Origin of the sequence: Micromonospora sp. CNB394 (assembly GCF_000374985.1) — a bacterium.
In the GTDB taxonomy this organism is placed as follows: domain Bacteria; phylum Actinomycetota; class Actinomycetes; order Mycobacteriales; family Micromonosporaceae; genus Micromonospora; species Micromonospora marina.
This window is the reverse complement of record NZ_KB895828.1, coordinates 91,164-104,646: the sequence shown is the minus strand read 5'-3', so window position 1 is coordinate 104,646 and position 13,483 is coordinate 91,164. Positions and strand designations below refer to the sequence as shown.

Genomic DNA, 13,483 nt, shown 5'->3' with positions numbered 1-13,483 from the left:
GAACCGGGTCAGGCGTACCGGCCGGCCGCGCGGGACCAGTCGTAGGTGGCCCGGATCCAGTCCCGGCGGGTGTCCAGGAACGCCCGCATCCCCTCGTCGGCCACGGCGCTCAGCGCCGCGTCCCGCTCCGCGTAGGTGGCGAGGGCCTTGTTGAACCGGTCCGCCGCCGCGTGCAGCGCCGCCGACTCGTCCTGCCCGGTCTCGCCCGCGATCGTGGTGATCAGGTTGTGCGCCTCCGGGACGGTGCCGCGCTCCTTGCCGTAGGAGAACAGGTCGTTGCACCAGCAGACCAGGTCGGTGGCGAGGGCGTCCAGCACGGTGAGCGCCGACGCGACCCGCTGCTCGGCGCGGGGCGCGGACGGGCGGGCCAGGTCGGTCACCGTGAAGCTGGGACGCACCCCGCCGGTGTGGCGGCGCATCTGCACGTACTCGGCCACGCCCGGCACCCGCCGGCGCTCCCGGTTGGCGGCCTCCCAGAGCAGCGCCAGCAGGTACTCCCGCAGCTGGCTGACCAGGCGCAGCAGGTGCGCCGGCCGGTTCCGGTCGCGGGCCCGGCGGATCAGGTCGTGCAGTGCCACGGCGACCGGGCGGCCGTCGGGCGGCACGGGCACCTCCGGGTCGCCGTGCCGGTCGAGCACCGCCAGCAGGCCGGCCAGCGTGGGCGCCAGCAGTGTGGGCGCGGCGCCGAGGCCGTCGTCGTCGCAGGCGTCGTCCACCACGAACAGCCAGTTGATCAGGTCGGTGAGCAGGCGCAGGCCCGACGGCGACGCTTCGGGGCAGGCGCGTGCGGCCAGCTCCGCGGCGCGCGCCCCGGCCAGACGCCGGTGCCCGGCCTGGTCCCCCGCCAGGCCGAAGGCGCGTACCCAGGCGTCGCTCTGGACGGCCGCCAGGTCGGCGGCGGGGTGGCACCGGGAGGGAAAGGGCGGCTCGTGCAGAGCCGAGAGGGCGAACTCGCGCATCGTCGTCCCCTGTCCGCCGCCCGCGGGGTCGGGCCGGCTCGCAGGAGCGTACGGGAGGACGTAACCGTTATCGATGCGCGGGTGTCCGCAGCCGACCGGCTGGCCGTGACCGGTCATTCACTCCCTGTCACAAGCCCAGTTCGGCGGTCCGCAGCCGTTCGGCGGGGTCCGCCGGACCGTCCACCTGGACCCGGGCCACCCGCTGCCGTCCGGTGAGGAACAGCACGAGTTCGCCCGGCGCGCCCACCAGCCGCAGTCGTTCGCCGCCGCCACCGGTGCGCAGTTCACCGTGTCCCGGCGCCTGCACCAGCATCTCCGCCGGGAACCGCCGCAGCGCCATCCGGGCCAGCAGGGCGACCCGCTTCCACAGCACCGTCTCCTGCCCGGCCGGCAGGTCACGCGGGTGCCAGCCCGGCCGGGCGCGCCGCACGTCCTCGTGGTGGATGAAGAACTCCATCCCGTTCGCCACCTCGTCGGTGAGCGGGTTGCTCACCGGGCTCCACACCGGGGGACGGCGTACCCGGGCGATCAGGTCGGCGTACGGCCCGGCGGCGATCCGCCGGCGGACCGACTCGCCGTAGCCGCGCAACGGCGGCAGCAGGATCCCGCCGGCCGCGTCCGGCCGGCGCTCCCGAACCAGCAGGTGCGCCGCCAGGTCACGGGTCGTCCACCCCTCGTTCACAGTCGGTGCGTCCGGTCCCACTTCCAGCATCAGGTCGGCGAGCGCCTCGCGCTCCGCTCGGGCGTACCGCGGCATGGCCCGATCGTAGGCCCGATCCGGCCGGTCGGCGCGACACGCCCGGCGGAATCGCGCCGCTGGCCGCTTCCGGCCGCCCTCGGGCAGGTCCGGCGGGAACGTGACGGCGGACATATCCCGGCCGGGTCGGCGGGAGCGGCGGCGAGCGGTAAGGATGGGGGAGAAAACTGTGGCTTACGGCGGGGGAGAGCGTGGCGGGCGGGACAAGTCGGGACGTGCTCGGCAGGGGGCTAGGGGTGCTCGGCCGGGCCATCCGGGAACAGCCACGGATCTTCGCGGTCGCGGTCAGCGGCAGCGTGCTGTTCGGCCTCCTGGTGATCGCCAGCGCGTACGTGGTCGGCGCGGTGGTCGGGGACGTGGTCGTACCGGCCGTGGAGCGCGGCGAGGTGGCCGGCGGGGCGCTGGCGCTGGCCGCGACGGCGCTGTTCGGCATCAGCGTGCTGCGGGTCGTCGGCATCTTCGGCCGGCGGCTCGGCGCCGGTTACATGCAGTTCCGGCTCCAGGCCGCCTACCGCCGCCGGGTCACCCGCCGCTACCTGGACCTGCCGCTGGCCTGGCACCACCGCAACTCCACCGGCACGCTGCTGTCGAACGCCAACTCCGACGTCGAGGCGGCCTGGTACCCGATCGCCCCGCTGCCGTTCGCGGTCGGCACGCTGGTGATGCTCGTCGGCGCGGTGGCCTCGCTGTTCTTCACCGACTGGGCGCTGGCCCTGGTCGGCCTCGCCGTGTTCCCCGCGCTGTTCGCGCTCAACGTGGTCTACTCCCGCCGGATGGCGCCCCGGCAGGCCCGGGCACAGCGGCTGCGGGCCGAGGTCAGCGGCATCGCGCACGAGAGCTTCGACGGCGCGCTGGTGGTCAAGACGATGGGCCGCGAGGCTCAGGAGACCGCCCGCTTCGCCGCCCGCGCCGGTCAGCTGCGCGACGCGCTGATCTCGGTCGGCCGGCTGCGCGGCGTGTTCGACCCGATGCTGGAGACGCTGCCGAGCCTCGGCACGCTCGCCGTGCTGGTGGTCGGCGCGATCCGGCTGCGGCAGGGCGCGATCAGCGTGACCGAGCTGGTCAGCGTCGCGTTCCTGTTCACCGTGCTGGCCTTCCCGGTACGCGCCATCGGCTGGGTGCTGGCCGAACTGCCGCGCAGCGTCGCCGGGTGGGACCGGGTACGCCGGGTGCTCGACGCCACCGGCGAGATGCCGTACGGCACGACGACCCTGGACCCGGCGACCCGCGAGCCGGCCACGCTCGCCTTCGGCGACGTGCACTTCGCGTACGAGCCGGCCGAGGCGCACCTGCCCGGCGCCCAGGTGCTCGGCGCTGTGACGTTCACCGTCCCGGCCGGCAAGACGGTCGCCCTGGTCGGCCCGACCGGCGCGGGTAAGTCCACGATCGCGTCGCTCGCCGTGCGACTGGTCGACCCGGGCGCGGGGCGGGTCACGCTGGACGGCGTGGACGTGCGGGAGTTGACCGCCGCCTCGCTCGCCGGGACGGTGGCGCTGGTGGCGCAGGTGCCGTTCGTCTTCGACGACACGGTCCGGGCCAACATCGCGCTGGACCGCGCCGGCATCGGCGACGACGAGGTGTGGGCGGCGTTGCGGCTGGCCGAGGCGGACGGCTTCGTGGCCGCGCTGCCGGACGGGCTGGACACCATGGTCGGCGAGCGGGGCACCTCGCTGTCCGGCGGGCAGCGCCAGCGGCTGACGCTGGCGCGGGCGCTCGCCGGACGCCCCCGGCTGCTGGTGCTCGACGACGCCACCAGCGCCGTCGACCCGCGCGTCGAGGCGGCCATCCTGGCCGGGCTGCGCGCGCCCGCCGACGGCGGCGCCCCGGCGTCGATCCTGGTGGTGGCGTACCGCCGGGCCACCATCGCGCTCGCCGACGAGGTGGTCTACGTGGAGCAGGGCCGGGTGGTCGCCCGCGGCACCCACACCGAGCTGCTGGGCACCGTGCCCGGCTACGCCGACCTGGTCACCGCGTACGAGCAGGCCGAGCAGGAACGCGAGCAGGGTCGGACGTACGACGAGGTCACGCCGTTGCCCTCGGGCCTGGAGATCGAGGTGGACCGGTGAGTACGACCACGGGGGAGAACATCGAGAACATCGAGAACATCGAGACCACCTGGCGGACGCTGCGGCGCGGGCTGGCGCTCTCCCCGGAGCTGCGCACCGGCCTCGCCGGCACGCTGGCGCTGGCGCTTGTCTACATGGTCGGCCGGGTGGCCGTGCCGGTGGCGGTGCAGCGCGGCATCGACGACGGCATCGTCGGCGGGCTCGACCTGAACGTCATCTCGGTCACCGTGGCGATCACCGCCGGCGTGCTGGTGATCACCACCGCCTGCGGGTACCTGATGATGCGGCGGCTGTTCACCGTCAGCGAGACCGCGCTGGCCGGGGTGCGCACCCGGGCGTTCCGGCACGTGCACGACCTGTCCATGCTGCACCAGCAGTCGGAGCGGCGCGGGTCGCTCGTCTCCCGGGTCACCAGCGACGTCGACCAGATCACCCAGTTCCTCCAGTGGGGCGGCGTGATCCTGATCGTCAACCTGGGCCAGTTGCTGGTGACCACCGCCGTGATGCTGGCGTACTCCTGGCAGTTGACGCTCGTGGTGCTCGTCGCGTTCGCGCCCGCGGTGCTGGTGATCCGGCGGTTGCAGCGCCGCCTGGCCGGAGCGTACGGGCTGGTGCGGCAGCGCACCGGCACGCTGCTCGGCGCGATCGGCGAGAGCGTGGTGGGCGCGTCGGTGATCCGGGCGTACGGCATCGCCGGGCGCACCGCGCGCCGACTGGACACGGCCATCGACGGGCAGCGGACGGCCCAGCAGCGGGCGATCCGGATCAGCATCATGGGCAGCTCGGTGGGGGAGCTGGCCGCCGGGCTGGCGCTGGCCGGTGTGGTGGTGGTCGGGGTCAGTCTGGGCGTCGGCGGCACGCTGTCGATCGGCCAGCTCACCGCGTTCCTGTTCCTGGTCACGCTGTTCATCCAGCCGGTGCAGATCGCCACCGAGGTGCTCAACGAGGCGCAGAACGCGATCGCCGGCTGGCGGCGGGTGCTGGACGTGCTGGACGTCTCCCCGGACGTGGCCGACCCGGGCGAGCAGGGCCGGGAGCTGCCGCCGGGGCCGCTGGACGCCCGGTTCGCGGGTGTGACGTTCGCCTATCCGGGCGGCCCGCCGGTGCTGCACGACGTGACGCTGGACATCCCGGCCAAGAGCCGGGTGGCGGTGGTGGGCGAGACCGGAAGCGGTAAGACCACGTTCGCCAAGCTGCTCACCCGGTTGATGGACCCGACCGAGGGCGCGGTGCTGCTCTCCGGGGTCGACCTGCGGCAGGTGCGCTTCGACTCGCTGCGCTCCCGGGTGGTGATGGTGCCGCAGGACGGTTTCCTGTTCGACGCCACGGTCGGGGAGAACGTCCGCTTCGCCCGCCCCGACCTGACCGACGAGCGGCTCAGCGCCGCCTTTGCCGAGCTGGGCCTGTCCGACTGGCTGGACGGGCTGCCGTCCGGGTTGGACACGCCGGTCGGTGAGCGCGGGGAGGCGCTGAGCGTCGGCGAGCGGCAGCTCGTGGCGCTGGCCCGGGCGTACGTCGCGGACCCGGACCTGCTGGTGCTGGACGAGGCGACGAGCGCCGTCGACCCGGCCACCGAGGTCCGCCTGCAACGGACCCTGGATGCGGTGACCAGGGGCCGGACCACGCTCGCCATCGCGCACCGGCTGTCCACCGCGCAGGCGGCGGACGAGGTGATCGTGGTGGACCGGGGCCGGATCGTGCAGCGTGGCCCGCACGAGGAACTGGTCCGCGACGCCGACTCGGTGTACGCGCTGCTGTACGCCTCCTGGTTGGAGCAGACCCGCTGATCCTGGCGGGTCTGCTCGCAAGCGGCGGTCAGCGGGAGTAGAACTCCACCACCAGCTGCTCGTCGCAGATCACCGGCACCTCGTGCCGGGCCGGTTCGCGTACCAGCGTGGCGCGCAGCTCGCCCGGCTGCGCCGACAGGTACGGCCGGGGGTGCGCGTCGGCGTGCGCGCCGGCGGCGGCGAGCTGGAACGGTGGCAGCGCGCGGCTGCGCTCGCGTACGCCGACCACCTGGCCGGGGCGCAGCCGGTACGACGGCCGGTCCACCTTGCGCCCGTCGACGGTGATGTGGCCGTGCGCGACGAGCTGGCGGGCCTGGTAGATGCTGCGCGCCAGGCCGGCCCGCAGCACCACCGCGTCGAGGCGCCGCTCCAGCAGCGCGACGAGCGTCTCGCCGGTCTTGCCGGCACCGCGGGCGGCCTCGTCGAACAGCCGGCGCAGCTGGGCCTCGCTGACGTGGTACTGGTGGCGCAGCCGCTGCTTCTCCAGCAGCCGCACCTGGTAGTCGGAGGTGGTGCGGCGGGACCGGCCGTGCACGCCCGGGGGATAGGGGCGCCGCTCGAAGTACCGCACGCACTTGCGGGTGAGTGGGATTCCGAGGGCGCGGGAGAGCCGGGCCTTGGGCCGGGGGTGGTTCACGGGGACGTCTCCGATCGTCTAACCTGACACTTAGGTAAGCCTAACCTACATTGAGGAGGTCGGGATCATGCGGCCCAGCCCGGCGGAGATCGTGCGAACCCTGGTCGCGGGCCGGTTGCCCGCCCTCGTCCACCTGGCCCGGCATCCCGGCCCGCACCAGGTCCGGCACGCCGTCGACCCGGACGGGCGGGTGCTGCTGCTCGTACCGGTGGTCAGTGACCTCGCCGCGGCGCTCGTTCCGCCGGCTGACGACACCGACGTGGCGACAGTGCTCGACGTGCTCGACCTGCCGCCGGCGGCCGGGGCGCCCTCGCTCGGCCGGGCCTGGGTGTCCGGTTGGGCCGAGCGGCTGGACGGGGACGAGGCGCGCGACGCCGCAGTCGACTTCGCCGCCACCGACCCGGCCGGCGACCTGCTCGACGTGGGCAGGCGGTTCCACCTGCACCGCTTCGAGGTGGCCGAGGCCCGCTGGGAGCGCGCCGGGCGCGTGCGCCGGATCGACCCCGAGGCGTACGCGGAGGCCGAGCCGGACCCGCTGCACCCGGTCGAGGCCGACCTGCTGGCGGACCTGGCCGACCACCACGCCGAGCAGGTCGGCGACTACCTGCGGCGGCGGCTGGACCTGCCCGGCGACCAGATCCCGCGGGTGGTCCGGATCGACAGGTACGGGCTGCTGGTCGCGCACGGGCGGCCCGGCGCGACCCGGCGGGCCCGACTCGCCTTCCCCCGGCCCGTCGCCGACGTGGCGGAGCTGTCCCGCCTGCTGCACCCGATGCTCTGCCCCCGGGCCGCCGCCTGAACGGGTCGCCGCGAGTCGCCGGGGCCGGTGACGCTCCGGGCCCCGACGGCTCAGGTGATGTCGCCGGTGAGGTAACGCTGCACCGTCGGGCCGATGGCGGCCACCAGCGTCGCCGGCTCGGCGGCGGCGACCGCGTCGAGGCGGAGCACGTACCGCATCATGGCCAGCCCGGCGAGCTGCGTGGCGACCAGGCCGCCGCGCAGCGCGCGCTGCCCCGGGTCGATGTCGAGCTGGTCGAGCACCCGGCGCAGCACCTGCGTGACCAGGAACTCGCGCAGCAGCCGGGCGGTCCACTCGTTACTGACCGCCGAGCGCAGCAGCGCCACCGCTGCCGTGCCGGTGGGGGAGTCCCAGACCTCCAGGAACACCCGGACCATCCGCTCGCCGGCCGCGTCCGGGCCGCCGGCGAGGACCGCCGGCAGCAGCCGTCCCGGGTCCGCCGGGAACGCCGTCGCGGCCCGGAACAGCTCCTCCTTGCCGCCGAAGTAGTGGTGCACGAGCGCCGGGTCCACGCCGGCCGCGGCGGCGATCGCCCGGATCGAGGCGGCGTCGTAGCCACGCTCGGCGAACGCCTCCCGCGCCGCGGCGAGGATGGCCTCGCGGGTGTCCGGGCTGCCGGGCCGCCGCCCGGTGCGCCGCGCGTTCACCCGCTGCGCCGGCGCAGCGTCGCCGCGGCCAGCACCAGTGCCGCCACCGCCGCCCCGGCCACGATCGCCACGTCGCGCCACATCGTCGCGGTCGGTTCGGCGTGCGCGCCGACCTCCTGCAACGCCTCGACCGCGTACGACAGCGGCAGCGCGTCGCTGACCGCCTGGAGCCAGCCGGCCATCTGGTCGCGCGGCACGAACAGGCCGCACAGCAGCAGTTGCGGGGCCACCACCACCGGCATGAACTGGACCGCCTGGAACTCGGTGCGGGCGAACGCCGAGCAGAACAGCCCGAGCGCCACCGCGAGCACCGCGTTCACCCCGGCGATCAGCACGACCAGCCAGGCGCTGCCCGCGGTCTCCAGGCCGAACACCCGGTACGCGACGACCGAGGAGACGGTGGACTGGAGCACCCCGGCCAGGCCGAACGCGATGCCGTACCCGAACAGCAGGTCGAGCTTGCCCAGCGGCGTGGTGAGCAGGCGCTCCAGGGTGCCCGTGGTGCGCTCGCGGAGCATGGCGATGCTGGTCACCAGGAACATGATGATGAACGGGAAGAAGCCCAGCATGATCAGGGCCACCCGGTCGAACGTGCTGGGCCCGCCGGGCGGGGCGGGCTGGTCGACGTACATGAAGTAGACGAGCGTGAGCAGCACCGACGGCACCACCACGAGCAGCGCCACGGTCCGCCGGTCGTGGCGGAGCTGGCGCAGGATGCGCCCGGTGGTGGCGGCCAGGATCCGTCCGTTCATCGCGTCTCCCCCTCGGCGTCGCGGATCAGGCGCAGGAACGCCTCCTCCAGGTCGTCGGTCCCGGTGGCGGCGCGGACCGCGGCCGGGGTGTCGTCGGCGACCAGGCGGCCCTCGCGGATGAGCAGCAGCCGGTCGCAGCGGGCGGCCTCGTCCATCACGTGGCTGGAGACCAGCAGCGTGGTGCCGTTCGCGGCCATGGCGTGGAACCGGGCCCACAGGTCGGCCCGCAGCACCGGATCCTGCCCGACGGTGGGTTCGTCGAGGACCACCAGTTCGGGTTCGCCGACGAGTGCGCAGGCGAGCGAGGCGCGGCTGCGCTGGCCACCGGAGAGCGTGCCGACGAGCTGGTCGGCGGCGGTCGCCAGGCCGACGTCGGCCACCGCGCGGTCGGCCTCGGCGCGGCCCCGGCCCTGGAGCACCGCGAAGTAGCGGGCGTTCTCCCGCACCGTCAGGTCGGCGTAGACGCTCGGTGCCTGGGTGAGGTAACCCACCCGGCGGCGCAGATCGGCCGAGCCGGCGGGGCGGCCGAGCACGTCGACGGCGCCGGAACCGACCGTCTGCACGCCGACCACCGCGCGCATCAGCGTGGTCTTGCCGCTGCCGCTGGGCCCGAGCAGCCCGGTCACCGTGCCCCGGGGCACCCCGCAGCTGATGCCGTGCAGCACCCGCCGCCCGCCCCGCTCGACCACCAGCTCGTGGACCGACACCGCGTCGTCCATGCTCGCCTCCGTCAATTCACCATGCGTTGAACTCAACGGTAGGTGAATTGTGTCCGCCCGGCAACGGGGACTTGACTTCGAGTGCGCTCGAACTGGAAGCCTGGAGAGCGTGGACATCAGCACGCGGGAGACGAGCCTCACCGTGGGTGAGGCGGCCGAACGGGTCGGCCTGACCACCTACACGCTGCGCTGGTACGAGCAGGAGGGCCTGGTGGGTCGCGTCGGGCGGGACTCGTCGGGCCGCCGGCGCTACACCGAGTCCGACGTCAACTGGCTGTTCCTGCTCACCCGGCTGCGCCGCACCGGGATGCCGGTGCGCGACATGCGCCGCTACGCCGAACTGGCCCGGTACGGCGACAGCACACTCGGCGCGCGACGGGCACTGTTCGAGGCGCACCGGGCCCGCGTACTGGCCCGGATGGCCGAGCTGGAGGAGGACCTGAAGATCCTCGAACACAAGATCGACGCGTACCGCCGGGCCGAGGAGGAATCAGCCTGAACGCCCCAGCGGCGGACACCGGGTCCGGCAACGGTCATTGCGGCGAAGATCGGATTTGGGCACCATGACGCCGTGGGTCCAGCGCAGTTGCCCGACACCGCATTCCTCGACGACTGGGCCGCCCGCCTGCGGCAGGCCGCCGACCGGCCGGTCGTCGGGATCATGCTGCGCGGCAGTCACGCCCGGCGGGCCGCCACCGAGCACAGCGACGTGGACGTGGACGTGCTCGTGGTCGCCGACGACGGGCGGCCGGCCGGCCCGGGGATCCGGCCGGCCACGTCCCGCCGCGGCACGCCGTACGCGGCCCGGCGGGCGTACCTGACCGAGTACGGTGGTCGCCTCGTGCACGTGTCGGTGGCGGCCCGCGACGTCCGCTCCTGGGTACGCCGCCTCGGCCAGCCCGCCGACTGGGCGTTCGGGCTCCCGGTCACCGCGCCCGCCCGGCTGCTGTGGGCCGTACCGGAATGGCGCCGCCGGATCGACCTGCCGGTGCTCTGCCAGCCCGCCGACGAGCCGCGCCTGGAGGAACTGGTCGCGACGCTCGGCAAGGTCGCCGCCGCCCGCGTGGCCGACGACCCGGTCGGGGTCCGGCTCGCCGCGGCCGACCTGGCCCGGCTCTGCCCCTCGGTGCTGCGGCCGGCCAATCCGTCGGTACGCGTGGTGTCCCGCCGGGCCGCCCTGACCGCCGCGCTGGACCTGCCGGTCGCCCCGCCCGGCTACCGCCACGACATGCTGCTCTGCCTCGGGCTGCGCGCCGGTGACCCGGCCGCTGTCGGCGCCGCCGCCGGACGGCTGGTCACCGGCATCCTCCCGCTGATCCGCCCGTACGCGGACGAGATCGCCGCCACCCACGGCGCGGACCTGGCTGAGGCGCTGGTCGACGGCCGGGTGGACCGCTACCTCGGCGAGTTGGGCCGGGTGCTGCGCACGGTGCCGCCCGCCTCCCGGGACACGTCGGCGGTGCCCGGGCCGCGTGCGGGAGAATGGTCAACCGTGCCCGCCCCTGACGCGCCGCTGACCGGCGCCCCCGCTCCCGGCCCGGCCCGTCCGTCCCGGCTCGACCCGGCCATCGCGGCCAAGCTCCGCCGGACCCCGGACGGCCTCGTCGCCGCCGTGGTCCGCGCCCACGACTCGGGCGAGGTGCTGATGGTCGCCTGGATGGACGACGAGGCGCTGCACCGCACGCTCACCACCGGGCGGGCCACCTACTGGTCGCGCAGCCGCGGCGAGTACTGGGTCAAGGGCGCCACCTCGGGCAACCACCAGTACGTGCGCTCGGTGGCCCTCGACTGCGACGGCGACGCGTTGCTGGTCGGCGTCGAGCAGGTCGGCGCCGCCTGCCACACCGGGCAGCGCACCTGCTTCTTCACCGACCTGCCGGTCAGCTCGCCGGAGGTGACCCCGTGACCGACGGCGCGGTCAGCCCGGACCGGTCCACCTTCGCCGACCTGGCCGCCCGCTGGCGGGTCGTGCCGGTGACCCGGCGGCTGCTCGCCGACGCGGAGACGCCGGTCGGGGTCTACCGCAAGCTGGCCGGCGGTCCCGGCTCGTTCCTGCTGGAGTCCGCCGAGCAGGGCGTCGGCTCGGCCGGCACCACCTGGTCGCGCTACTCGTTCATCGGCGTCCGCAGCAGCGCCACGCTCACCGAGCGCGACGGCGCGGCGAGCTGGACCGGCACACCACCGGCGGGCGTGCCCACCGGCGGCGACCCGGTCACCGTGCTCCGCGAGACCGTCGCCGCGCTCGCCGGGCCGGGCTGGGATCCGGCCGGTGACATGCCGCCGCTGACCGGCGGCCTTGTCGGCTACCTCGCCTACGACCTGGTCCGCCGCTTCGAGCGCCTGCCCGAGCTGACCGGGGACGAGCTGGACGTGCCCGAGCTGGGCATGATGCTCGCGACCGACCTGGTGGTCCTCGACCACTACGAGGGCTCCGCGATCCTGGTCGCCAACGCGGTGCTGCCGCCGCTCGACGACAGCGGCCGGGCGCAGCGGGTCGAGGCCGCGTACCACCACGCCGTCGGGCGCCTCGACGCGATGACCACAGCGCTGTCCCGGCCGATTCCGCCCATGGTCTCGACCGTCGGGCGCCCCGGCGTCGGCGAGGTGGTCAGCCGCACCCCCGAGGGCGGCTACCCGGAGGCGGTGGAGGCGGCCAAGGAGGCGATCCGGGCCGGCGAGTGCTTCCAGGTCGTGCTCAGCCAGCGCTTCGAGCGCCCCACCGACGCCGACCCGCTCGACGTCTACCGGGTGCTGCGCACCACGAACCCCAGCCCGTACATGTACCTGCTGCGCTTCGACGGCTTCGACATCGTCGGCTCGTCACCGGAGGCGCACCTCAAGGTCAGTGCCGGGCCGGACGGGCGGCGGCGGGCGCTGCTGCACCCGATCGCCGGCACCCGTCCGCGTGGCGGCTCCCCGGACGGCGACGCCAAGCTCGCCACCGAGCTGCTCGCCGACCCGAAGGAACGCGCCGAGCACGTGATGCTCGTCGACCTGGGCCGCAACGACCTGGGCCGGGTGTGCCGGCCGGGCACCGTCGAGGTGCCCGAGTTCGCCACCATCGAGCGCTACAGCCACGTCATGCACATCGTCTCCACAGTCGTCGGGGAGCTGCGCGACGACCGCACCGCGTTCGACGCGCTGGCCGCGACGTTCCCGGCCGGGACGCTCAGCGGTGCGCCCAAGGTGCGCGCCATGGAGATCATCGAGGAGCTGGAGCCGGTGCGGCGCGGTGTCTACGGTGGCACCGTCGGCTACTTCGCGTTCGGCGGCGACCTGGACATGGCCATCGCGATCCGGACCGCGCTGATCCGCGACGGCCGCGCCTACGTGCAGGCCGGCGCCGGGATCGTGGCCGATTCCGACCCCGCCGCCGAGGACCAGGAGACGCGCAGCAAGGCCGCCGCCGTCCTCGCCGCCATCGCGGCCGCCGAGACGCTGCGGGCGGCCCGGTGAGCGTGCCCGGCACCACCGCGCCGGCGGCCCGCGGCCGGCGCGAACTCGCGTACGCGGTGCTGCTCTGCCTGGCCGGCGCGGGCCTGGCCGGCTGGGCGGTGACCCGGACCTGGGCGGTCGAGGTGACCGCGCGGGGGTCGCTGCCGTCCGGACGGGCCGAGCGTACCGGGACGGAGCTGCTGCCCTGGGTGCTGGCGCTGACCTACGTGGGACTCGCCGGCGGTGGCGCGGTGCTCGCCACCCGGGGCCGGCTGCGCCGGCTGCTGGGTGTGCTGCTGGCCGGCGTCGGCGTGGCGGTGGCGGCCGGCGGCGGGATCGGCCTGACCGAGACCGGGGTGACTCTCCGGTGGCCGGCGCTGGTGCTGGCCGGGGGCCTGGCCCTGGCGGCCGGCGGCGCGTTCACCGCGCTGCGTGGCGACGGCTGGCCGGCGATGGGTGCCCGGTACGAGCGGCGGTCCGACCCGGCGGACGAGCCCGGCCGGCCGGCGGTCGAGCGTGGCACCCGGGACGCGTGGGACGCGCTGGACCGGGGCGAGGACCCGACGGTCAGCTGACCGGCTGCGCCTCGCGGGCGTCGCGCCGCTGCCGGGCCGCGGCCCGTGCGGCGGCCAGCTCCGCCACCAGCCGCTCCAGCTCGCGGCGCTGCGCGGCGCGGGCCCGGTCGGCGCAGACCGCCTCCCAGGCGTTGCCCCGGGCGGTACGCATCCGGCCGTCACCGGCCGCCGCGCGTTCGAGCGTGTGCACCACGCCGACGGCGAGCGAGGCGACGGTGCGGGAGATGGTGGTCAAGCCGATGGTCTGGGTCGGCCCGTTGGCGCTCATGGTCACCCCATCCGAGATCGTTGGCGACGGTCGGCAGCCGCCGGCGTCGAGTGTGCCCGACGACGATGCTCCCGGGCGGACG

Annotated in this window: 14 protein-coding genes and 1 pseudogene; 8 read left to right on the top strand and 7 right to left on the bottom strand. The window is 75.1% G+C overall.

Annotated features, from left to right (window positions below; all coding sequences use genetic code 11):
- Window positions 1-8 precede the first annotated feature (8 nt).
- Together C569_RS0107745 and C569_RS0107740 are read right to left on the bottom strand one after the other, a co-directional pair.
- Window positions 9-959, bottom strand: coding sequence for a terpene synthase (locus C569_RS0107745; RefSeq protein WP_018785224.1), 951 nt, complete (start codon window positions 957-959; stop codon window positions 9-11).
- A 127-nt stretch (window positions 960-1,086) separates the two neighbouring features.
- On the bottom strand, window positions 1,087-1,716 hold the full coding sequence (locus C569_RS0107740) for a TIGR03085 family metal-binding protein (RefSeq protein ID WP_026267837.1): 630 nt from the start codon (window positions 1,714-1,716) through the stop codon (window positions 1,087-1,089).
- A gap of 191 nt (window positions 1,717-1,907) precedes the next feature.
- On the opposite strand from C569_RS0107740, the gene C569_RS0107735 reads away from it, so the two are divergent.
- Together C569_RS0107735 and C569_RS0107730 are read left to right on the top strand one after the other, a co-directional pair.
- The gene (locus C569_RS0107735) at window positions 1,908-3,782 is read left to right on the top strand and encodes an ABC transporter ATP-binding protein (protein ID WP_196806694.1); all 1,875 of its coding nucleotides are present in this window, start codon (window positions 1,908-1,910) and stop codon (window positions 3,780-3,782) included.
- A complete protein-coding gene (locus C569_RS0107730; RefSeq protein ID WP_018785221.1) occupies window positions 3,779-5,569 on the top strand; it encodes an ABC transporter ATP-binding protein in 1,791 nt (596 codons plus the stop codon). The genes C569_RS0107735 and C569_RS0107730 overlap by 4 nt, the downstream gene beginning before the upstream one ends.
- Window positions 5,570-5,597: 28 nt before the next feature.
- On the opposite strand, the gene rpsD is transcribed toward C569_RS0107730, so the two are convergent.
- Window positions 5,598-6,206, bottom strand: a complete 609-nt coding sequence (gene rpsD, locus C569_RS0107725) for a 30S ribosomal protein S4 (RefSeq protein ID WP_018785220.1) — start codon at window positions 6,204-6,206, stop codon at window positions 5,598-5,600.
- A gap of 67 nt (window positions 6,207-6,273) precedes the next feature.
- Between rpsD and C569_RS0107720 the strand changes: the two genes are divergently transcribed.
- Window positions 6,274-7,005, top strand: a complete 732-nt coding sequence (locus C569_RS0107720) for a DUF2470 domain-containing protein (protein ID WP_018785219.1) — start codon at window positions 6,274-6,276, stop codon at window positions 7,003-7,005.
- Between the two features lie 50 nt (window positions 7,006-7,055).
- Here C569_RS0107720 and C569_RS0107715 read toward each other — a convergent pair whose 3' ends face one another.
- From C569_RS0107715 to C569_RS0107705, 3 genes are read right to left on the bottom strand one after another with little or no spacing between them, the layout of a single operon-like run.
- Entirely contained in the window at window positions 7,056-7,652 is a 597-nt protein-coding gene (locus tag C569_RS0107715; RefSeq protein ID WP_018785218.1) for a TetR family transcriptional regulator, read from the bottom strand.
- Window positions 7,649-8,404 carry an ABC transporter permease gene (locus tag C569_RS0107710; RefSeq protein ID WP_018785217.1) on the bottom strand — a complete coding sequence of 252 codons (756 nt, stop codon included), beginning with the start codon at window positions 8,402-8,404 and terminating at the stop codon, window positions 7,649-7,651. The genes C569_RS0107715 and C569_RS0107710 overlap by 4 nt, the downstream gene beginning before the upstream one ends.
- Window positions 8,401-9,123, bottom strand: coding sequence for an ABC transporter ATP-binding protein (locus tag C569_RS0107705; RefSeq protein WP_018785216.1), 723 nt, complete (start codon window positions 9,121-9,123; stop codon window positions 8,401-8,403). Before C569_RS0107705 ends, C569_RS0107710 begins: the two co-directional genes overlap by 4 nt.
- A gap of 109 nt (window positions 9,124-9,232) precedes the next feature.
- Between C569_RS0107705 and C569_RS0107700 the strand changes: the two genes are divergently transcribed.
- The 5 genes and pseudogenes from C569_RS0107700 (at window position 9,233) to C569_RS0107685 (ending at window position 13,133) form a co-directional block, all read left to right on the top strand.
- The gene (locus tag C569_RS0107700) at window positions 9,233-9,622 is read left to right on the top strand and encodes a MerR family transcriptional regulator (RefSeq protein ID WP_018785215.1); all 390 of its coding nucleotides are present in this window, start codon (window positions 9,233-9,235) and stop codon (window positions 9,620-9,622) included.
- Window positions 9,623-9,784: 162 nt separating this feature from the next.
- Window positions 9,785-10,435 (top strand): annotated as a pseudogene (locus C569_RS34145) (phosphoribosyl-AMP cyclohydrolase); the annotation flags it as partial.
- A gap of 180 nt (window positions 10,436-10,615) precedes the next feature.
- A complete protein-coding gene (gene hisI, locus C569_RS34140) occupies window positions 10,616-11,029 on the top strand; it encodes a phosphoribosyl-AMP cyclohydrolase (RefSeq protein ID WP_026267834.1) in 414 nt (137 codons plus the stop codon).
- Window positions 11,026-12,579: an anthranilate synthase component I gene (locus C569_RS0107690; RefSeq protein WP_018785213.1), complete on the top strand. Its 1,554-nt coding sequence runs from the start codon at window positions 11,026-11,028 to the stop codon at window positions 12,577-12,579. The genes hisI and C569_RS0107690 overlap by 4 nt, the downstream gene beginning before the upstream one ends.
- Window positions 12,576-13,133, top strand: coding sequence for a Trp biosynthesis-associated membrane protein (locus tag C569_RS0107685; RefSeq protein ID WP_018785212.1), 558 nt, complete (start codon window positions 12,576-12,578; stop codon window positions 13,131-13,133). The genes C569_RS0107690 and C569_RS0107685 overlap by 4 nt, the downstream gene beginning before the upstream one ends.
- Here the strand turns inward: C569_RS0107685 and C569_RS0107680 are convergent.
- Window positions 13,126-13,401: a hypothetical protein gene (locus tag C569_RS0107680; RefSeq protein WP_026267833.1), complete on the bottom strand. Its 276-nt coding sequence runs from the start codon at window positions 13,399-13,401 to the stop codon at window positions 13,126-13,128. The two genes, C569_RS0107685 and C569_RS0107680, sit on opposite strands and share 8 nt — an antisense overlap.
- Window positions 13,402-13,483 lie beyond the last annotated feature (82 nt).

Coding starts and splice junctions, on each gene's coding strand:
- C569_RS0107745 (WP_018785224.1), bottom strand. CDS start 959: ATGCGCGAGTTCGCCCTCTCGGCTCTGCACGAGCCGCCCTTTCCCTCC.
- C569_RS0107720 (WP_018785219.1), top strand. CDS start 6,274: ATGCGGCCCAGCCCGGCGGAGATCGTGCGAACCCTGGTCGCGGGCCGG.
- C569_RS0107680 (WP_026267833.1), bottom strand. CDS start 13,401: ATGAGCGCCAACGGGCCGACCCAGACCATCGGCTTGACCACCATCTCC.
- C569_RS0107705 (WP_018785216.1), bottom strand. CDS start 9,123: ATGGACGACGCGGTGTCGGTCCACGAGCTGGTGGTCGAGCGGGGCGGG.
- C569_RS0107740 (WP_026267837.1), bottom strand. CDS start 1,716: ATGCCGCGGTACGCCCGAGCGGAGCGCGAGGCGCTCGCCGACCTGATG.
- C569_RS0107710 (WP_018785217.1), bottom strand. CDS start 8,404: ATGAACGGACGGATCCTGGCCGCCACCACCGGGCGCATCCTGCGCCAG.